General features: G+C 31.3%; 15 protein-coding genes and 1 pseudogene. 8 read left to right on the top strand and 8 right to left on the bottom strand.

The annotated features are described in order from the left end of the window. The first annotated feature begins 10 nt into the window (after nucleotides 1-10). On the top strand, nucleotides 11-322 hold the full coding sequence (locus tag SD960_RS21535) for a DUF3467 domain-containing protein (protein ID WP_318805925.1): 312 nt from the start codon (nucleotides 11-13) through the stop codon (nucleotides 320-322). A gap of 256 nt (nucleotides 323-578) precedes the next feature. Here the strand turns inward: SD960_RS21535 and SD960_RS21530 are convergent, their stop codons facing one another. Further along, a complete protein-coding gene (locus SD960_RS21530; RefSeq protein WP_073397291.1) occupies nucleotides 579-2,171 on the bottom strand; it encodes a peptide chain release factor 3 in 1,593 nt (530 codons plus the stop codon). A gap of 134 nt (nucleotides 2,172-2,305) precedes the next feature. Next, the gene (locus SD960_RS21525) at nucleotides 2,306-3,748 is read right to left on the bottom strand and encodes an alpha-amylase (protein ID WP_318805924.1); all 1,443 of its coding nucleotides are present in this window, start codon (nucleotides 3,746-3,748) and stop codon (nucleotides 2,306-2,308) included. A 516-nt stretch (nucleotides 3,749-4,264) separates the two neighbouring features. Here SD960_RS21525 and SD960_RS21520 point away from each other — a divergent pair. Together SD960_RS21520 and SD960_RS21515 are read left to right on the top strand one after the other, a co-directional pair. Continuing rightward, entirely contained in the window at nucleotides 4,265-5,695 is a 1,431-nt protein-coding gene (locus SD960_RS21520) for a peptidylprolyl isomerase (RefSeq protein ID WP_318805923.1), read from the top strand. 78 nt (nucleotides 5,696-5,773) lie between these two features. Then, complete coding sequence (locus SD960_RS21515; protein ID WP_318805922.1) at nucleotides 5,774-6,727, top strand: MoxR family ATPase; 954 nt, start codon at nucleotides 5,774-5,776, stop codon at nucleotides 6,725-6,727. A 91-nt stretch (nucleotides 6,728-6,818) separates the two neighbouring features. On the opposite strand, the gene SD960_RS21510 is transcribed toward SD960_RS21515, so the two are convergent. From SD960_RS21510 to SD960_RS21500, 3 genes are read right to left on the bottom strand one after another with little or no spacing between them, the layout of a single operon-like run. Then, nucleotides 6,819-7,712, bottom strand: a complete 894-nt coding sequence (locus SD960_RS21510; protein WP_318805921.1) for a thiopeptide-type bacteriocin biosynthesis protein — start codon at nucleotides 7,710-7,712, stop codon at nucleotides 6,819-6,821. A gap of 2 nt (nucleotides 7,713-7,714) precedes the next feature. Continuing rightward, nucleotides 7,715-9,949 carry a lantibiotic dehydratase family protein gene (locus tag SD960_RS21505; protein WP_318805920.1) on the bottom strand — a complete coding sequence of 745 codons (2,235 nt, stop codon included), beginning with the start codon at nucleotides 9,947-9,949 and terminating at the stop codon, nucleotides 7,715-7,717. Between the two features lie 6 nt (nucleotides 9,950-9,955). Then, nucleotides 9,956-11,197 carry a lanthionine synthetase C family protein gene (locus SD960_RS21500; protein WP_318805919.1) on the bottom strand — a complete coding sequence of 414 codons (1,242 nt, stop codon included), beginning with the start codon at nucleotides 11,195-11,197 and terminating at the stop codon, nucleotides 9,956-9,958. A 136-nt stretch (nucleotides 11,198-11,333) separates the two neighbouring features. Here SD960_RS21500 and SD960_RS21495 point away from each other — a divergent pair, with 136 nt between their 5' ends. The 5 genes and pseudogenes from SD960_RS21495 to SD960_RS21475 all read left to right on the top strand — a co-directional run bounded on the left by SD960_RS21495 (nucleotide 11,334) and on the right by SD960_RS21475 (nucleotide 18,977). After that, entirely contained in the window at nucleotides 11,334-11,507 is a 174-nt protein-coding gene (locus SD960_RS21495; protein ID WP_318805918.1) for a class I lanthipeptide, read from the top strand. 117 nt (nucleotides 11,508-11,624) lie between these two features. Continuing rightward, nucleotides 11,625-11,897 (top strand): annotated as a pseudogene (locus SD960_RS21490) (AAA family ATPase); the annotation flags it as partial. 434 nt (nucleotides 11,898-12,331) lie between these two features. Next, a complete protein-coding gene (locus SD960_RS21485; RefSeq protein WP_318805917.1) occupies nucleotides 12,332-15,103 on the top strand; it encodes a bifunctional aconitate hydratase 2/2-methylisocitrate dehydratase in 2,772 nt (923 codons plus the stop codon). A 129-nt stretch (nucleotides 15,104-15,232) separates the two neighbouring features. Beyond that, nucleotides 15,233-17,497, top strand: coding sequence for an aconitate hydratase (locus SD960_RS21480; RefSeq protein ID WP_318805916.1), 2,265 nt, complete (start codon nucleotides 15,233-15,235; stop codon nucleotides 17,495-17,497). Between the two features lie 340 nt (nucleotides 17,498-17,837). After that, the gene (locus tag SD960_RS21475) at nucleotides 17,838-18,977 is read left to right on the top strand and encodes an NlpC/P60 family protein (RefSeq protein ID WP_318805915.1); all 1,140 of its coding nucleotides are present in this window, start codon (nucleotides 17,838-17,840) and stop codon (nucleotides 18,975-18,977) included. Nucleotides 18,978-18,985: 8 nt separating this feature from the next. Here SD960_RS21475 and SD960_RS21470 read toward each other — a convergent pair whose 3' ends face one another. From SD960_RS21470 to SD960_RS21460, 3 genes are all read right to left on the bottom strand, one after another. Next, nucleotides 18,986-19,375 carry a response regulator gene (locus tag SD960_RS21470; RefSeq protein WP_318805914.1) on the bottom strand — a complete coding sequence of 130 codons (390 nt, stop codon included), beginning with the start codon at nucleotides 19,373-19,375 and terminating at the stop codon, nucleotides 18,986-18,988. Then, the gene (locus SD960_RS21465) at nucleotides 19,365-20,789 is read right to left on the bottom strand and encodes a HAMP domain-containing sensor histidine kinase (protein ID WP_318805913.1); all 1,425 of its coding nucleotides are present in this window, start codon (nucleotides 20,787-20,789) and stop codon (nucleotides 19,365-19,367) included. Before SD960_RS21465 ends, SD960_RS21470 begins: the two co-directional genes overlap by 11 nt. Nucleotides 20,790-21,182: 393 nt before the next feature. Beyond that, on the bottom strand, nucleotides 21,183-21,410 hold the full coding sequence (locus SD960_RS21460; protein WP_318805912.1) for a hypothetical protein: 228 nt from the start codon (nucleotides 21,408-21,410) through the stop codon (nucleotides 21,183-21,185). Between the last annotated feature and the right edge of the window lie 109 nt (nucleotides 21,411-21,519).

Raw genomic sequence — 21,519 nt, 5'->3', positions numbered from 1 at the left:
TTAGGAAACTATGAGTAATCCGAAACAACAACAAGAGCAAATTAACATCGAGTTAGACGAAGCTATCGCAGAAGGAATTTATTCTAATCTTGCGATTATAAATCACTCATCATCAGAGTTTGTTTTAGATTTTGTGAGCATTATGCCAGGTATTCCTAAAGCCAAGGTAAAGTCAAGGATTGTCTTGACACCACAACATGCTAAAAGATTATTAAAAGCAATTGGTGAAAATATTCATCGTTTTGAAGTAGCTCACGGCGAGATCAAAGACACTGAACAAGCACCGATACCGCTTAATTTTGGTCCTGCGGGACAAGCATAATATAAAAAGCCCCAGTAATGGGGCTTTTTTTTGTTAAAATCAAAATACAGAATATTGTAGTTTGTCCGTTTTTTATTTCACTTTATCGACTAAATTTCCTGATACGATTCTATTAGTTTAATTTAGATATTCTTAATAGAGTAAGGGGTTTAACTTTAGAATATAATGACTTAGTAAGGTTGATTTAATTCAGATTAAAAAAAAGCGCTAATATTTAAATTAGCGCTTTTTTTATAGTATGTTTTAAACTGAAAGATTAATCAAACTCTGAAGTGAAAAATAATTTTACAGTTGGATATTTATTTTGAGTCATTTGAATTGTAAAATCAGAATCAGCTAAAAATACCAATTGACCGTATTTATCATGTGCTAAGAATTTTTGTTTGATACGTTTAAATTCTTTAAACTCATCATTTTTAGCATCGTCAGGTTTTACCCAACAAGCTTTATGTACAGGAAAGTTTTCATATGTGCATTTCGCGCCATATTCATGCTCTAAACGATATTGGATTACCTCATATTGAAGTGCTCCAACCGTACCAATAACCTTACGATTGTTCATTTCCAAAGTAAATAACTGCGCGACACCTTCATCCATTAACTGATCAACCCCTTTGTCCAATTGCTTGGCTTTCATTGGATCAGCGTTGTTGATATATCTAAAGTGTTCAGGAGAGAAACTTGGAATTCCTTTAAAACTCATGATTTCGCCTTCTGTCAAAGTATCTCCAATTTTAAAGTTTCCTGTATCATGCAAACCTACAATATCACCTGGATAAGAAATGTCTACAATTTCTTTTTTCTCAGCGAAGAAAGCATTCGGACTCGAAAATTTTAAATTTTTCTTTTGACGAACGTGGTAGTAAGGTTTATTTCTTTCGAAAGTTCCCGAAACAATTTTAATAAAAGCCAAACGGTCTCTGTGTTTTGGATCCATATTAGCATGGATTTTAAATACAAAACCTGTCATTTTTTCTTCTTTTGGATCAACCAAACGAGTTTCAGAATCTTTTGGTCTTGGAGAAGGGGCAATTGTTACGAAACAATCCAACAATTCGCGCACTCCAAAATTATTTAGGGCTGAACCAAAAAATACGGGCTGAATTTTTCCATCTAAATAATCCTGACGCTCAAATTTTGGATAAACTTCATCGATTAATTCTAATTCTTCACGAAGTTTGTCAGCTGCTTTTTGACCAACGATTTTATCTAACTCAGGGTTGTTTTGAACATCAGAGAAAGCGATAGTTTCTTCTATGTTTTTACGGCTGTCACCGCTAAAAAGATTGATGTTTTCTTCCCATAAATTATAAATTCCCTGAAAATCATAACCCATTCCGATAGGGAAACTTAAAGGTGTAACTTTTAATCCCAATTTTTGTTCCACTTCATCCATTAAGTCAAAAGCATCTTTACCTTCACGGTCTAATTTATTGATGAAAACAATCATCGGAATATTACGCATTCTACAAACGGCAACTAATTTCTCCGTTTGTTCCTCGACCCCTTTTGCAACGTCAATTACAACAATAACGCTATCAACAGCAGTTAGGGTTCTAAAAGTATCTTCTGCAAAATCCTTGTGTCCCGGAGTATCAAGAATGTTAATTTTTTTGTCTTTATAATTAAAAGCAAGTACAGATGTTGAAACCGAAATCCCTCTTTGGCGTTCGATTTCCATAAAGTCACTTGTTGCTCCTTTTTTAATTTTATTATTTTTTACAGCACCAGCTTCCTGAATTGCCCCTCCAAACAACAATAATTTCTCAGTTAAAGTCGTTTTACCGGCATCGGGATGCGATATAATTCCAAATGTTCTTCTGCGTTGTATTTCTTTTAAAAAGCTCATATTTTGTATAAATAGGTTGCAAAAGTACTATTAATTACCGCTTAATAAAAATATTCACTTCTTAATTTGGGAAGTCTTTCTTAAGAAAAAATATAAGGCTGTTATAAAAACAGCCTTACATTAGTCATTTTAAATTACTGATTAATTGACCAAACTGAATATCCTTTTGGAGGACATTGTATTTTTACCCATTTGTCTGACTGCGTAGTTGGATACCATGTTGAGTTTCCGGTAAAATCTTTAATTTGAGTATTTGCCCAATTGGTTTCAACCCATCTTTCTTGCCAGGACGATGAATTGTTGATATAAACTACTAATCCCGGATTTCCATTATATCCATTTCGTCTGGCAACATATTCATCATTATCAGAATATAGAATAGAAGTTGTTCCTGTTGCTTTGTTATTATGAATCCAGATCAGATTGTTTAATTTGCTCTTATCCAGCCATTCCTCATAATCTCTATAGAAAATTGTTGGATATCCTTCATGCGTTAAAATATAAGAATACGCCAATAATTTATTCGAAATTTCATCCGTATCATGATTGGTTACAAAAGTTACCGCTTTGTATGGATTTCTTTTCCACATCATATCGTCATTTAAAAGGGCCAGATTATTTCCATCAAAAGCATCATTCATTTTGTAGTAGCAAGCAAAATCAAATACAGAACTATTAGCATTATTCGCCCAGTCATTTAATATGTTTACATTAGAATCCCATAATTCACCTACAGAAAACCCACCTACATTTGCATTCCAGTCTCTAACAACCCAAGAACCAAAACCTTTAACGTAGTCAAATCTCCAGCCATCAAATTTCATGGTGTTTTTATAATATTTACCAACTCCGTCAGCTCTTTTCCATAACCAATCCTGAACATACGGATCAGCATGACATAAATCTGGAAAGCCTCCAAAAGAGCCTTCGTCATTATTTCCGTAACTATTTTTATAGAAATTAGTATAAGTACGTTTGAATTTTCCTGATGAAATTCCATTGAAATTAGTCCAAGTATTGGTTCCTGTAAACGGATTTGCTTCAGATTGGCCACCGCTATTGTGATTGATTACGATGTCAGCATATACTTTCATGTTTTCAGTATGTGCTTTTGTGATTAAAGTTACCAATTCGGTTTTAGAGCCAAATCTGGTTTCTGTTGTTCCATTTTGGTTGTAATCTCCAAAATCAAAATAGTCCGTTGGATCATATCCCATAGAAAATGCGCCGTTTTGTGCCTTTGAGGCCGGAGGAAGCCATACAGATCCAATTCCGGCATTAGACCAGTCTGTTAATTTAGTAGTAACAGTATTCCACCAGTTTCCGCCCGCTGGAACATCCCAATAAAAGGCCTGCATCATAACACCTCCACCAGGATTATCAACATATTTGCCTGTTAGTGATGATTGGGTTTCTCCTGTGCTAAAAGGTTTTCCGTCATGATGTGTTACATTGATGATTTTGAATTCTTTACTCGCTGTACTTACGCCATTTTCAGATGTTTCATTGTCAGAACAAGCGCAAAACAATGCAGTAATTGCAACAAAGCAATAAAATTTTACAAAAGGTTTTTTCATAATAATGATTTGGTTAAGGTTAGATTTATAAAGTTGTAATTGTATGGCATATCTATACTAAAAGTAAATTATTCTTAATTTCAGCATGTATAAAATCCTAATTACGTATCTAAAGTATGTAAATATTATGATGTTGTAAATTATAGGAAAATATTTATATTACGAAAACGTTGTAGTGTTGAAAACTTTTAATTTAAGATGTAAAATTTTCAACATTCCTTCATAAAATAAAATGCAATTATATCAATATGAACTTTATTATTTGGAGGTTTTATTTTGAAGTATTTCTGCTGATAAACAACTTCTTATTAATTGGATTTACCAACTATCCCATAATTTTTTGTTAATAGTATTGCTGATAGTTGTATTATGTAATTGAATTGTTATTTTTGTTCGTTATAAGTTAGAAGAAACTAGAAGTTAATTATTTAATGTTTCAGAATAAATTTTTGAAAGACAAATAAATGAATTGGTAGTTTAAATAAAGTCTAAAGCATTCAAATTAAATTTAAAATAATGTTATTAAAAAAAATTCAGCTAAAAACAATTGATTACAAATTTGGGTTAACAATATGTTTTTTACTTTTTTTCAACTCATTTATTTCAGCACAGGAAATTATTCCGGATGTTGTAGCAGAAAAACCAGTTGAAGTTCCTTCTGGGCAGAAGCAAAAAATTGACGGTATTATTGCAACTGTTGGAGATTATATTGTTTTAGATTCTGATATTGATAAAGGATATTTAGAAATTACCAGTCAGGGAGGTTCTACAAAAGATATTACAAGATGCCAAATGCTTGGTAAACTTTTAGAGGATAAATTATATGCACATCAGGCTATTCAGGATAGTATTATTGTAAGTGATGCTGAAGTAAGAAGTATGATGGAAGAGCGTTTAAACTACATGATGCAGCAAGTTGGAGACATCAACAAAGTTGTAGCTTATTATAAGAAAAACTCTGTAGAAGAATTCAAAACTTATTTTGCGGATATCTTAAAAGAACAAAAGTTAGCTTCTGAAATGCAGAAAAAGATTATTGATGCTGTTGAGATTACACCAGAAGAAGTTCGTAATTTCTTTAAAAAAATACCAAAAGAGGATTTACCAACTTTTGGAGCTGAAATGGAAGTGGCACAAATTGTTGTAGAACCAAAAGTTTCAAAAGAAGACGAGCAAAAGGTTATTGACCGATTAAATGGTATTAGAAAAGATGTATTAGATGGATCTAGTTTTGCTACCAAAGCAGTGCTGTATTCGCAGGATCCATCATCATCACCAAATGGAGGGTTTTATAAAATGACCAGAAAAACTCCTTTTGTAAAAGAGTTTAAGGATGTTGCTTTTAGTTTGGCAGAAGGAGAAATTTCGGAACCTTTTAAGACGATTTATGGATATCATATTATTATGGTGGATAAAATAAAAGGGCAGGAAGTTGAATTACGTCATATTTTAATAGCGCCAACTGTTTCTGAAGATGCTTTGAAAGAAGCTAAAGAAAGAATCATAAACATTAGAAAAAAGATTGAAAGTAAGGAAATTTCTTTTGCTGATGCAGCCAGAACAGAATCTGATGAAAAAGAAACAAGAGCAAATGGAGGTACTTTAGTGAATCCTAATACACAAGACACACGTTTTGAATTGACTAAAATGGATCCGACATTATATAGTCAGGTTTCTAATTTAAAAGATGCTGAAATTTCTCAGCCACTTTTAAACACAGATGAAAAAGGTAAAAAGACCTATAAGTTAATTACTGTTACCAACAGAATCGAAGAACATACAGCAGATTATGCTAAAGATTATACTAAAATTAAAGAATTAGCATTAAAAGAAAAACAAATCAATGCCATTGCTAAATGGTTTGACGAAAAAATAAAAGATACCTATATCAAAATTATTGGAGAATACAGAGATTGTACTTTTACAAATAATTGGTTGAAAAAATAATTTTTATTAAATAAATAAAAAGAGTTAGTTTTATGATTTCATAGCACTAGCTCTTTTTAATTTTAAATATATTCATAAATGTCTGACGTAACAGCAATTCATAATTTAGTTCAAAAACGTAACGAATTAAAAACCGAAATAGCAAAAATAATTGTAGGGCAGGACGCCGTTGTAGATCAAATTTTACTTTGTATATTTTCGGGAGGACATGCTCTTTTGATAGGTGTACCGGGATTAGCAAAAACATTATTAATAAATACTTTGTCTCAGGCATTAGGTTTAGATTTTAAAAGGATTCAATTTACACCGGATTTAATGCCATCTGATATTTTGGGAAGTGAAATTTTAGATGAAAACAGAAGGTTTAAATTTATAAAAGGACCTGTTTTTTCTAATATTATCCTGGCTGATGAGATTAATAGAACGCCACCAAAAACGCAAGCAGCATTACTTGAAGCGATGCAGGAACGTTCTGTAACAATCGCTGGTGAAAACCATAAATTAGATTTGCCTTATTTTGTATTAGCCACTCAAAACCCAATTGAGCAAGAAGGAACTTACCCGTTGCCGGAAGCCCAGTTAGACCGTTTTATGTTTGCTATAAAATTAGAATATCCTAGTTTTGAAGAAGAAGTGCAAGTCGTAAAACGTACAACTTCTGATGCTAAAACAACTATAAATCCATTGTTTACAGCACAGGAAATTATCGATTTTCAACATTTAATCCGTAGAATTCCTGTGGCAGATAATGTTATTGAATATGCTGTATCATTAGTAAGTAAAACACGTCCGGATAATAAGCTGACAAATGATTTTGTTAAAAATTATTTGGATTGGGGAGCTGGGCCACGAGCGTCTCAAAATTTAATTTTAGCAGCAAAAGCACATGCTGCTTTTAATGGTAAATTTTCACCTGATATTGAAGATGTAAAAGCAGTTGCAATTGGTATTTTACGCCACAGAATTATTAAAAATTACAAAGCTGATGCTGAAGGAATAACGGAAGAAATTATTATTCAGAAATTATTATAAAACTAATAAAGTTTGCGAAAAGCCTAACATTAAATTGTTAGGCTTTTTTTTGTTTCTGTATGCAATTGCGATTAAGTTGTCTAAAAAGATTTCATATTCTTTGTTTGTTTCTGGCTTCTATTGAATCGATGTATCTATATAAAAAATCATAAATTACCATTTCATTTAATCTACCTTTTGACTTGAAAAGTCTGTTGGTTAGCATATGTATGTGACTGCTTACAAAACTGTTTAAATTTAATGTTTCATTTTTGTTGATATCTATTATCTTTTTTATAATGTTGGCTGTGAAATCACTTTTGGTATTTAATAGATCTTCAATTTCAATATATTTTTCGTTGTCTTTGATTGTGTAAAGCATAAAATCTTCTATGATTTTTCGGTTATTTCTATATTTACTATTCACTTGAATTCTTTGAACTTTTGTCAAATCAAATTCGTTGGCATAACCAATTTTTAGATTTTCTAAAAGATTTAATTTCTCTCGGTTTGAATATCTAAAATCATCTAAAAATTTATTAATAGCTTTTAAACAGAATAGCCATCTTATTTCTTCGCCTTCTTCTCCCTCAATCAAGTCAATAAATTCTATAATCATATTGCTATCATGAAAGAATAATTCTTCAGATAATTCTATCGTATTTTCACCATATCGTTCAATTTCTCGTTGATATGTGTCGATTTGTATGTTCCAAATCAAATCAGACATCAAATATTCCTTTAAATAGGGGTTTAATTTATTAATAACTTCAAAGATATTCTTGTTTTCTGAACAATGAAAGCGAATTCTAAGATGGTTTTTAGGGTCTGAATATCGTATGTAAAACCACTTATCAATCAGGTTGTTTTTGAGTAGTTCAGTTGTAATAGGTTTAATGATTTCTGTTAAAATAACATCAGATGTTTTAAATCCAGTGTATATTTTATAATATAACCATTGATCGCCTATTATAAAACTTCGTTGTGTTTTTATTTTTGTTACCATGTTTATTCTTTGACGTTATAAAAGGATAAAATAATTTCATTTGTATAATATTCTTCGTTAATGTTTTTAACTTTAGTTTCTTCATTAAATAAGAATTCAATTATTTTAAAATCATTTCGAGGTTTTATTATTTCTAAGAACATTCTTAAAGATGTTAAATTAGTTAAATCAATTAATAATTGATTATCCCTTTCTACTAGTAAAACTAGGTTAGGTATTTTTCTTTTCTTTTGGAACTCTTTAATTTCATTTAATAAATTTTTATCATTTTCAAAATGTTTAAAAATATTTTTCATGTCATTAGAACTAATATTCCATGTTGCTTCTTGAAATATGATATTTTCAAATTCAATTCTTGGAATAAAATTATATTCATTTGAGATACTTCCTAAGTTAAAATTTATGCTATTAGTTCTTTCACTAGTTTGTAAGTCACATAAAAAATGATAAATAGGAAGGGATAACGAAGAGTAATTATGAGCATTTGTAAGTCTTGGTATGACTTCTTTATCGTGCTTTTTTGATCTTAAAATTATTTTATTATTTTTTATAGATACATATAGATCATTTATTTGTATCTGAAATTCTTTATCTAAAGTTGAATTTCCTAAATATGGTATTTCATAATCTCTAAAATTTGGTCTCATAAGAATGTTTCCAACTCTTGATTCGGGAAGATGTACAATTTCAGCTAAAATTTTAGTATTATTTATTTTTTTTTCAACTTCAACTATCTTTTTTACATATTGGTGTATATTTATATCAGCGTGGCAAAATCTTGATAGTAAATTTGCTGCGCTTGAACCGCCAATACTACTGAATTTTATTTTTTCTTGGCCATCAATATTTACTAACTCTATTATTGTGGACATTGTGTCAGGCAGATGGTCCCATTTATTTTCAATCTTATTTAATTCATTTTCATTTATTTTGAGAATATAGTCGTCATTTATATATGCATCCATAATTTTTTGATGGAAGAAACGATTATATGTTGAGGTGAAGTATTGAGTGTTTTCTTTGTTTTTGTCGTCTGGATTAAGATCGTCTATTAAAGGGTTTAGGTCGCCCTCATTATTTGTTTGTTCATATCCAATTCCAATTTCAGTATCAAGAACATTTGGCAATGATATTTCTCTGCCTTCATAGCGTTCTAAAAATGATTTTTTAAATTCTATTAAGTTTTTATTTTCAGATTTTGCGTTTAATTTATTTAAAACCGAAATTCCTTTTTTTACTTGTTCTACTATTTTTTCATTAAGAGAGTTGTCTGTGTAGTTCAATATCATATCTGTCTGGAACAAATATTTTGAGTCGAATTCTGTGCCTAAATTTTCAACTAATTGGATTATTTCTTTATATTTTATTATCGGATTTCCAATAATAGTATCAAGATCACTAATTAATAGTTTTATTCTGTTTAAGGCTATTATTAGATCCTCAGTGTTGTTTAAATGTTTTAATATTTGTATAATCTGATCATAAAATTCTATTCCAGTAACAGATGGTTCTAAATTACTGACTAAAATTTGATTTTTAATTAAGTCATTTACAAATTCGGTTGCGGAATCTAGATCTATTTTTTCTGAGACAATTTCGGATATAATATCTTTTATAAGTGAACCATCTTTGCAAAAGTGTAATATTTTCGATATATATTGAGAGTTGTAAAGGGATACGATTTGGTGATTTCGTTTTCCTTTTATATAAAAGTACTCTATATATCTAATGTTTTTTCCTGCATGATAAATTGTTTTATTTGGAGAGAATTGAAGTTGAGATTTAATGCTTTCAAGATTTGCAATGTTTTGAGATAAAGCAACTAAAAAATTCATATCAAATCTTGTATGTCTTAAATTCTGATCATATTTTTTTAAAACAATATTTGTCTCCTTGGAAATTGTCCCTAAACAACAGCCAGCAAATAAGCCAAAGGGGGTGCACCTTGACGATAGTCTGGAAATGTACTTTAGAACTGAATGTTTAATCTTAATTTCTTGACTTTCATTTAAAGTTCCATTTATCCATTTTTCAATTTCATTATAGAATTCAGGGGATGCTAAATATATTGATTCATTAATTGCTGGGTTTTTTAATAAATTTATAAATGTATCTTTTTGGATTTCTTGAGAATTAGTTGTGCTTTTATAAAAATTCAAGGGTAGTAATGGAGTCCTAAGGATGTAATTTTCAAAATGCTTATAGGGTATATTATTATTATTATTATTATTATTCATTATTTATTAGCTTAACATTAAACATTCATCCCATTTCGAATTTGATGGATTCAAAATTTCTATAATAACTAATCCAATTCCAGCAATTCCTTCCAATAAGGAAATTTCTTTTTCCCATATATTTTTTTCGCTCAAGTATTTTTTGTATCCTGCGTATCCATCTTTATGGGAAGCCATTTTTAAACCTTCATTACACCAAAAAAGAGAAGTTTTGTAAAATATTTCATTGTTAGTATTTTTAAATATCCTGTTAAAAATTAATGCTATTCCGAAAGCTCCATGGCATAATCCTGCATCATTAACTAAGTTATCTTCAAGGTCAATTCTGTGTGATGAATGTATTAGTATTTCAATTGATGTTTTTAATAAAGGTTCGTCATTTAAAGTTTTTGCAGCTTGCCATAATGTTATTCCAATACCTAAATCACCATAACACCAGGCGAGTCTGCTGTTTGTAATCTTATTATTATTATTATTATTATTATTATTATTATTATTTGTTTGAATGTTAGGGAATATTGAAGTTGAGGTTTCGCTCTTATTCTTACAACTGAGGATGTAATTTACTCCCGTTTCTATCATACTTCTTACATGTGGTTTGAAATCTTCATATTCATGTAGTCTAGATAGAAAATTAATAATACTTGGTATACCATGACAAAGACTTAAATTGTAACCTATGTTTTTCTTTTCAGAGTTAAGTTCAGAACTCCACTTTATCATATTGTGTTCTTTTTCTGATTTTTCATTAAAATAATGTATTATTTTTAGGATATTCTCTCTATACTTGTGCTTCAAGTCTTCTGATTTGGTATTTTTATAACGCTTTAAAAAATAATATCCATAACCGATACCCCCATGTAAAAAATCATGATTATTATTTTGTAAGTCATAGTTCATCTTAATAAGAAGATAATCTTCTAAATCAATTAATAATTTATCATTGTTGAAATCAAGAAAATCTTCTTCCCATAAATGCTCTAAAAACCATCCAAAACCTGCTATTCCGCTACAATAAGTTGGATAATTATATCCATTGTTTATTTTATTAAAGCAACTTTCAATCAATTCGATGCCAATTTCAGAAGCATTATCGTCGTTATTTAGCCTTGAATAATGAAAGAAGAAAAGTGATATTCCTGAGAGTCCTGTCAATACTCCTAAATTCTCGGTGTTATTATTAGTTTTAAGTATTTCGTATATTTCGTTTAGTTTTTTTTTTAGATTTGTTTCTACTAGACTTGTCATGCTTTTGTTTTACTGATTAAATAATATTAGGTTTGTTAAATTGTAATTTATTATGCAATTTTTTATTACAAATATAGAAAGATAAATAAATTATTCTATATATTTGAATCTTATTAATTATAAACTATAACAAATTATGAAAAAGAAAAAATCAATCGATGAGTTGACTTTAAACAAAGAAGTAGTCACTAAATTAAATTTGGAAAAAATTAATGGAGGGAAAATAGAAGAAGACACTTATACTCATAAACAAAGCCCAATGACATCATGTGACGGTGATTGTAATAATTCTTGTCGTGCTTGCTGGTAATTTTTAAGTCTTTAAAAAAGATGCAATTTTAAAATTGCATCTTTTTTTGTAATTCATAATTTGTAGTTTTTATTGCTTTTCGGTCGACCTTTTAAATTAATTCATTCTTGTAAGATGTATGCGATTACACTGGTAAGTAAAACACGTCCGGATAATAAGCTGACAAATGATTTTGTTAAGAATTATTTAGATTGGGGAGCTGGGCCACGAGCGTCTCAAAATTTAATTTTGGCAGCAAAAGCACATGCCGCTTTTAACGGGAAATTTTCACCTGATATCGAAGATGTAAAAGCAGTTGCAATTGGTATTTTACGCCACAGAATTATTAAAAATTACAAAGCTGACGCTGAAGGAATAACGGAAGAAATTATTATTCAGAAATTATTATAAAACTAATAAAGTTTGCGAAAAGCCTAACATTAAATTGTTAGGCTTTTTTTTGTTTGATTTGGAAATTTATATCGTAAAATAATCTTTAATAAAACTTCGATAAAATTCTATTTTAAAATCATCGAAAAAGTGAATTTAATGTCAACTATAACGATGTAAATTCTAATTTAGAAAGATTCTTTGCTTAAAACAGGCTCAAAACAGACTTTGTTTATAACAACAAATTCCGACTTTGTTAAAGAAAAGATTTTAAAATATCAATAATTCATTTTTTTATTTCAAAATTAATATTTTCGCATTAACAAGCGGTCAAAATCGTTTTTTAACAATAATAATTTTTGAAAAGGCGACTTCTGTTATATTTTTTTTAATTCTCGGCTTTAATAGCTAAATTTGCGAACAAAAAAATAAAAATACCTAGAAATACCTCTACCATGAACATTTATCAGGATTACATCCAAGAAATTGAAGAAAGAAAAGGTCAAGGGCTTCACCCGAAACCAATTGATGGTGCTGAATTATTAAGCGAAATCATTGAACAAATTAAAGATTTGAATAATGAATACAGAGAAGATTCTCTTAAGTTCTTTATTTATAATGTTGTACCGGGAACGACGAGCGCAGCTGGTCTGAAAGCTAAATTTCTAAAAGAAATCATTCTTGGTGAATCCGTAGTAAAAGAAATAACACCTGCTTTTGCTTTTGAGTTATTATCACACATGAAAGGTGGACCTTCAATTGAGGTTTTACTTGATTTAGCGCTTGGTAATGATGCTGCTATTGCAAAAGAGGCTGCAAATGTTCTTAAAACACAAGTTTACCTTTATGAGGCAGACACAGACCGTTTAAAAGAAGCATTTAAAAGTGAAAATCCAATTGCCAGAGAAATTCTGGAAAGCTATGCAAAAGCAGAGTTTTTTACTTCATTACCAGAAGTAGTGGAAGAAATTAAAGTAGTTACCTATATCGCTGGCGAAGGAGATATTTCTACAGATTTATTATCTCCGGGTAATCAGGCTCACTCTCGTTCTGATCGTGAACTTCACGGTAAATGTATGATTACTCCTCAGGCACAAGACGAAATCAAGATGTTACAAGCGCAGTATCCTAATGCAAGTGTGATGTTGATTGCGGAGAAAGGTACAATGGGTGTTGGTTCGTCAAGAATGTCAGGTGTAAATAACGTGGCACTTTGGACAGGTAAACAAGCAAGTCCGTATGTACCATTTATTAATATTGCTCCAATCGTTGCAGGAACAAACGGTATTTCTCCAATTTTCCTAACAACTGTTGATGTTACAGGTGGTATTGGTTTAGATCTTAAAAACTGGGTTAAAAAGCTTGATGCAAATGGAGATGTTATTCGTAATGAGAATAATGAACCTGTTTTGGAAGAAGCATACTCTGTTGCTACAGGAACTGTATTAACAATAAATACAAAAACGAAAAAACTTTATAACGGCGATAAAGAATTAATTGATATTTCTAAGGCATTCACGCCTCAAAAAATGGAATTCATTAAAGCTGGCGGATCTTACGCAATCGTATTTGGTAAAAAACTTCAAACATTAGCGGCAAAAATTTTAGATATTGAAGCTCCTCTTGTATTTGCTCCGTCAAAAGAAATTTCTATTGAAGGACAAGGTCTTACAGCAGTAGAAAAAATCTTTAACAGAAATGCTGTTGGTATCACTCCGGGTAAAGTATTACACGCTGGTTCTGATGTTCGTGTAGAAGTTAATATTGTAGGTTCGCAAGATACGACTGGTCTTATGACTGCTCAGGAATTAGAATCTATGGCGGCTACAGTTATTTCGCCAATCGTTGATGGTGCTTACCAATCAGGTTGTCATACTGCTTCGGTATGGGATAAAAAAGCGCAGGCAAATATTCCGAAATTGATGAAATTTATGAATGATTTTGGTTTAATTACAGCACGTGACCCGAAAGCCATTTATCATTCAATGACAGATGTAATTCACAAAGTTTTAAACGATATTACAATAGACGAGTGGGCTATCATTATTGGTGGTGACTCTCATACAAGAATGTCAAAAGGTGTTGCTTTTGGTGCTGACTCAGGAACAGTTGCTCTTGCGCTTGCTACTGGTGAGGCTTCAATGCCAATTCCGGAATCAGTAAAAGTAACATTTATTGGAGAGATGAAAGGTTATATGGACTTCCGTGATGTAGTTCATTCAACACAATCTCAAATGCTTAAGAAATTTGGTGGTGAAAACGTATTCCAGGGAAGAATTATTGAAGTTCATCTTGGTACTCTTACTGCTGATCAGGCATTTACATTTACAGACTGGACTGCAGAAATGAAAGCAAAAGCTTCTATCTGTATTTCTGAGGATGATACTTTGATTGATTCACTAGAGATTGCAAAAGGAAGAATCCAGATCATGATCGACAAAGGGATGGATAATCATAAACAAGTTCTTCAGGGATTGATTAATAAAGCTGATAAGAGAATTTCTGAAATTAAATCAGCTGAGAAACCTGCCTTAACTCCAGATGCAAATGCTAAGTATTATGCTGAAGTAGTTGTTGATCTTGATCAAATCGTTGAGCCAATGATTGCAGATCCTGACGTTAACAATGTTGATGTTTCTAAAAGATATACGCATGATACAATCAGGCCTCTTTCTTTTTATGGAGGAGTGAAAAAAGTAGATCTTGGTTTTATCGGTTCTTGTATGGTTCACAAGGGAGATATGAAAATCCTTGCTCAAATGCTTAAAAATATAGAAGATTTACATGGAAAAGTTGAGTTTAAAGCTCCACTTGTAGTTGCTCCGCCAACTTATAACATTGTAGATGAGCTTAAAGCTGAAGGAGACTGGGAAGTTTTACAAAAATACTCAGGTTTCGAATTTGATGATAATGCTCCTAAAGGTGCTGCGCGTACAGAATACGAAAACATGTTATACTTAGAACGTCCAGGATGTAATCTTTGTATGGGTAACCAGGAAAAAGCGGCAAAAGGAGATACTGTAATGGCAACTTCTACACGTTTGTTCCAGGGAAGAGTAGTAGAAGATACTGAGGGTAAAAAAGGAGAATCATTGCTTTCTTCAACACCAGTAGTAGTTTTGTCTACAATTCTTGGTAGAACGCCTACAATGGATGAATATACATCTGCAGTAGAAGGTATTAGTTTGACTAAGTTTGCGCCTTCTAGCAAGCAGCTAGTGATGTAATAATACGATTAGTTATAATCATTATATATAAAAAGCCCGAGTGATAAACTCGGGCTTTTTCTTTTCTGGCTCCTCTATTTTTTGTACCTTGTCGTGTTCAAAATAAAAAAAACAAAACAATTATAACTTATGGCTTTTGATATTGAAATGATAAAAAAAGTGTATGAGAACATGCCTGGTCGTGTTGATAAAGCACGCGAGATTGTTGGTCGTCCACTTACTTTAACGGAGAAAATTTTGTACAATCACCTTTGGGATGGAAATCCAACGAAGGCGTTTGGAAGAGGTGTTGATTATGTTGATTTTGCACCGGACCGTGTTGCATGTCAGGACGCAACAGCTCAAATGGCATTATTACAATTTATGCATGCCGGAAAGAAAACAGTTGCTGTTCCTACAACAGTTCACTGTGATCACTTAATTCAGGCAAAAGTGGATGCTGCAACCGATTTGGCCAGAGCAAAAACACAAAGTAACGAAGTTTTCGATTTCTTATCGTCAGTTTCTAATAAATACGGAATAGGTTTCTGGAAACCAGGAGCTGGAATTATTCACCAGGTAGTACTTGAAAATTATGCTTTCCCGGGCGGAATGATGATTGGTACCGATTCTCATACTGTAAATGCAGGTGGTTTAGGAATGGTGGCAATTGGTGTTGGTGGTGCTGATGCCGTAGATGTTATGTCTGGTATGGCTTGGGAATTAAAATTTCCTAAATTAATTGGAGTAAAACTAACTGGTAAATTATCAGGATGGACTGCTCCAAAAGATGTTATTCTTAAAGTGGCTGGTATACTTACTGTAAAAGGTGGTACTGGTGCAATCGTTGAATATTTTGGTGAAGGTGCAACTTCTATGTCTTGTACAGGAAAAGGTACTATTTGTAATATGGGGGCTGAAATTGGAGCTACAACTTCAACTTTTGGTTATGATGATTCTATGGGTCGTTACCTTCGTTCTACAGGTAGAGCTGATGTTGCAGATGCTGCAGATAAAGTAGCTTCTTACTTAACAGGAGACCCGGCAGTTTATGCTAACCCGGAACAATATTTTGATCAGTTAATTGAAATCAATTTATCAGAATTAGAGCCACATTTAAACGGTCCTTTTACACCGGATTTGGCAACTCCAATTTCTAAAATGAAAGAAGAAGCAATCAAAAATAACTGGCCATTGCAAATTCAGGTTGGTTTGATTGGTTCTTGTACAAACTCTTCTTATGAAGATATTGCTCGTGCCGCTTCTTTGGCAAGACAAGTAAGTGCTAAAAACTTAAAAACTAAATCTGAGTTTACTATTACTCCAGGTTCTGAAGTAGTTCGTTATACAATTGAAAGAGATGGGTTTATAGATACTTTCGAAAAAATTGGCGCTACCGTTTTTGCTAACGCCTGCGGACCATGTATTGGTATGTGGGACAGAGATGGGGCAGAGAAAGAAGAAAGAAATACCATCGTTCACTCTTTTAACCGTAACTTCTCAAAGCGTGCAGATGGTAATCCAAATACTTTAGCTTTCGTGGGTTCTCCTGAATTGGTAACCGCTATGGCTATTGCTGGTGATTTAGGTTTCAATCCATTAACAGATACTTTAATCAATGAAGATGGAGAAGAAGTAATGCTTGAAGCGCCAACAGGAGACGAATTGCCTCCAAGAGGTTTTGATGCCGAAGATCCTGGATTTCAGGCTCCTGCTGAAGATGGTTCAGGTGTTCAGGTTGTGGTAGATCCAACATCAGAACGTTTGCAATTATTAGCCCCGTTTGATGCCTGGGATGGTAAAAATATTACAGGTGCTAAATTGTTAATCAAAGCATTCGGAAAATGTACTACCGATCATATCTCTATGGCTGGACCATGGTTGCGTTTCCGTGGGCACTTAGATAATATTTCTAACAATATGTTGATTGGTGCTGTAAATGCATTTAACCAAAAAACAAATTCTGTTAGAAACCAATTAACAGGAGAGTATGATGCAGTTCCTGCCGTCGCTCGTGCATACAAAGCTGCCGGAGTTCCATCAATTGTTGTGGGAGATCACAATTATGGTGAAGGTTCTTCTCGTGAGCATGCTGCTATGGAGCCACGTTTCTTAGGTGTTAAAGCAGTATTAGTAAAATCATTTGCACGTATTCATGAAACAAACCTTAAAAAACAAGGGCTTTTAGGATTAACTTTTGCTAATGAAGCAGATTACGATAAAATTCAGGAAAATGATACAATTAACTTTACTGATTTAACTGAGTTCGCTCCCGGAAAACCGTTAACATTAGAGTTTCTTCATACAGATGGTTCTACAGATATTATTTTGGCAAACCATACTTACAATGCAGGTCAGATTGGCTGGTTCGTTGCAGGTTCAGCATTAAATTTAATTGCTGCCGGAAAAGCTTAATCGGCAAGATTTATTTATACTAAAAAACGCCTTGTGAAAACAGGGCGTTTTTTATTTCAGGTAAGCTGTAATATAGTATTATAAAAAAAAGATTATATTTGCAGGATAAAACTTATATTTTTTGATTTAATAACGAAGTTTATATGTTTTGTTTAATGTAATGATTTTGAGTTTATTACTTTTAAATCCGGTGAATTTTGTTAATTTGAACTTAATAAGTTGTTAAAAAAGATACTTTTTTTACATAAAAATGTTAAATTCGCCTTATTAGTAAAAGAATCGTTCTTTTTTTGAGTTTATAAAATGAACTACAAAATTTAAAAAAAATTCCCCCCAAGAAATGAATTTTAAGTTAGTCGTCATAATGTTGTTTTTAAGTTTTAGTGTTTTTTCACAAGAGAAATACATTAAACACACTATTTCTAAAGGTGATAATATCACTACAATTGCAAAAAAGTACGGAGTAAAACCTAAAGCTATTATAGATGCAAATCCTAATGCACCTAAAATTTTAAAGCTAAACTCGGTTTTGCTAATTCCAAATACAAATCAAACTATTGCAGCAACAACAAATGAAGTTGCTGTAAATAATAATGCTTCTGGAACACACGAGGTTTTGGCTAAAGAAACGCTGTGGGGGATATCCAAAAAATACAATATTTCGGTCGAAGATTTAAAAAAATCCAATCCGCTTCTAGAGACAGAAGGTTTAAAAATTGGGCAACAAATTATTATTCCATCCAATTCAGTTGCAGTTCCAGAAAAACCAGTTGATGATCTTAAAATTGTAAGAGATGTTGAAGTGGTTGTAGAAGTTCAGCCAAAAGAAACTAAATATGCAATTGCAAAAAGATATGGATTAACAGTAGCTGAATTAGAAAGACAAAATCCATTTATTAAAGGGAAATTACCGGTTGGTTATGTTTTGAAAATTAGAACTTCAAAGGTAAAAGCAGATGCTGCAGCAGCTTCGGTTTCTCCACAAGAAATAAAAGAGACAATAGCGACATCATCAGAAACGCAAATTGCAGAAAATACACCTCCGACAATTCAGACTGATTCAACAAGTACAATTATAAAAGTGAGTAATCATTCTGAATTAGTCGATCAATTAATTGTAAACGCTACAGAGAATATCGGAACGCGATATCGATCAGGCGGAACTACAAAAGCAGGTTTTGATTGTTCAGGTTTAATGATTTCGACTTTTAGTACTTTTGATATTAAATTGCCACGAAGTTCAATAGAGCAATCCCGAATTGGAATGAAAGTTACTACTGATGAAGCCCAAAAAGGTGATTTGATTTTCTTTAAAACAAATGGAAGAAGACAAATTAATCATGTTGGAATGGTAGTGGAAGTTGTTGATGGTGAAATTAAATTTGTTCATTCCTCAACTCATGGCGGTGTAATGATTTCGTCAACAAAAGAACCGTATTATCAACGAGCTTTTTCACAAGTAAACAGAGTTTTGCAATAATAGAGAAATTAATTAAAATGCAGTTTCTTTTTGAAATCCTCAATTGGAAAAGGTTTATTTAAAAACTCAGTTACATAGTTATTCTCTTTAATTTTTTTTATTTCTTCAGAATCTAAAGTTGATGAAAGTACATAAATCTGAATTTCTTTTTTAAATTCGTCGCTTAATTTATCGTATTCTTCTAAAAAATCAAAGCCATTCATTATTGGCATTTGTATATCCAATAAAATAATTAAAGTTTGATTTAAGTCCTGGTGGTTGTATAACCACTGCAAGCCTTCTCTGCCATTGTTAGTGATGTTTATGTCACTATCAAGAGATTTTTTTATGAGCTGTTTGATAACGAGCTGATCGATCAGGTTGTCTTCAATTAATAAAAATACAGGTTTAAGATCCATGATAGTTAGGGATTGTTACAATAAATTTACTTCCGATATTGTTTTCAGACAAGACATGAATATTTCCTCTAATATTTTCAACGGCCTCTTTTACAATATATAGCCCCAGTCCTGATCCTTTATTTTTGTTTGTTCCAAAATACATTTCAAAAATGTGGTCTTTAAATTCGTCTTTAATTCCAATTCCGTTGTCAGATATTTCAATTTTATTACAACCATCAGCAATGTAAGTTTTAATAGAAATGAACATTTGCTGTTTGGTATTGTCTGCATATTTAATGGCGTTTGAAAGTAAATTGGAGATAATAATTTTTAAACGTAAGCCATCACTTAGGATTTCATCCACAAATAATTCTTTTGTTATCGAAATTTGGCGGGCATTTTCAAAATGCATTAATTGTGAGATTGCTTCGTCAAATATTTCCTGTAAGCTAACAGGTTCCATGATGATTTGCTTTCGCTTATTTTTAGAATAATCAATAATATCACTAATAAACTGGTCTTGCCTCGCTAGACTTGTATGCATTAAAGTCAAATATTCCCTAATTTGATTCAAATTGTCTTCTTCCTGGGTGATTTTAATTAATCCTTTTAAAGAAGTTATAGGAGATCTCAAATCATGTGATGCACTGTAAACAAAACGATCAAGTTCATGATTAACCAATATTAAATTTTCATTTTTAACTTCTATTTCTTTTTTAGAAACAATGAGGCGTTTTACCATTATCGAATAATAAAGACAGACGCTGCAAATGATAATCAGAATAAAAAAAACATTAGTAAAAATCAGTAAATCTTTTATTTTGCGTGTTCCTTCGCCTAATGTATTCGAAAAGTTGCGTTCATTAATAGTGAGTTTGTCACTTATTGTACTAATTTGCTGAAGAAATTTTTGTTGGTCGGCGGTAGTTAGTATGTCATGTTTTATTTTAGCATTAATTTGTTCTCCTATAATGAATAATTTGAATATTAATTTGTCGCCCTGTTCCCATTCGTGAATAGCTTTTGCTAAAAATGAAACCTTTTTAAAATTTATAAATAACCAAACAAGATCGTCTAAATCTTCCTGATGATTTCTGCCAATAAGTAATGCTTTGCGTGCAATTTCATTATCTCCGGCTTTTAATAGTGTAACTCTGGCGGTTCCGTCGCCTTGCGGAACTTTTAGTTCTTCAAGATATAATTTCCATTGGTTTTTGTCTTTAGTATATAAATAGGTTATTAAATGGCGGGAAGCATCTTTTTGTCCTTTTGAATAATGTGATTCACCATTTACATAAGCCCTGGTTGCAGACAATGTTTTGATGGTGAAAAAGTTAATACAAATTAATAAAGCACAACAAGCAAAAACTATTAAAAGAAGAATGAAAACATTTGCAAAACGTAACTTTTTAAAAACTTGAAATTTAGACATAGCTTCTGATTTGTAGGTTAATAACTTTATTTCAGTTTTTAATATATTCTGGGCAAAGAATATTTTAACAATAATCTCCGGGGCTGATTATTGGATTTTATTAAACGAATGTTAATAAAATTTTTGAATTTTAACATCATTCCATCTGTTAAATCAAATTTAGTGAAAAAATATTACAGTTTTACAAATAGCTTTTTTTTCTTGTTAGCTTATGTTTTTTAAGAAAAATATTTATATAACATATTGTTTTTTAATTAATTATACTGTTTTTCTGTGATGATAATTCAACTATCTCTAAGAAATCAAATTAAAATAACAATATTTTTTTGGTTGTTATAGTACTGTCAAAATTTGAATCTTTTTTAAAATCATGCTATTTTGTTTAATGTATAACTAATTTATTTTTTCAGCGAATTTCTTTTTTACAATTGTACTAATATAAGTACTAAGCCCTTTACCTTTAGTGGCCAGTTTTTTCATTCGTTCTACATGAGATGAACCCGGAATGTCGTAGTTGTATAAGTAACTTCCATCATTTTTGAAGTGAACAATAATAAAATCAGAACCTATTTCATAAGATTGAACTCCGGAATCTCCTTTCAGATTTTTATATTTTTCCATTTTGATTCAGTGTTTGATAAATTATTTAATAGTCAGATGTAACTTATTGGAATATAAAGATTTTATCGAAAAAATAAATAAATTATTGCATAAAACGTTCTTATAAAAA

Origin of the sequence: Flavobacterium sp. MMLR14_040 (assembly GCF_033657265.1) — a bacterium.
Taxonomy (GTDB): domain Bacteria; phylum Bacteroidota; class Bacteroidia; order Flavobacteriales; family Flavobacteriaceae; genus Flavobacterium.
The sequence above is the reverse complement of the archived record's forward strand: the minus strand, read 5'-3'. Positions and strand labels throughout refer to the sequence as shown.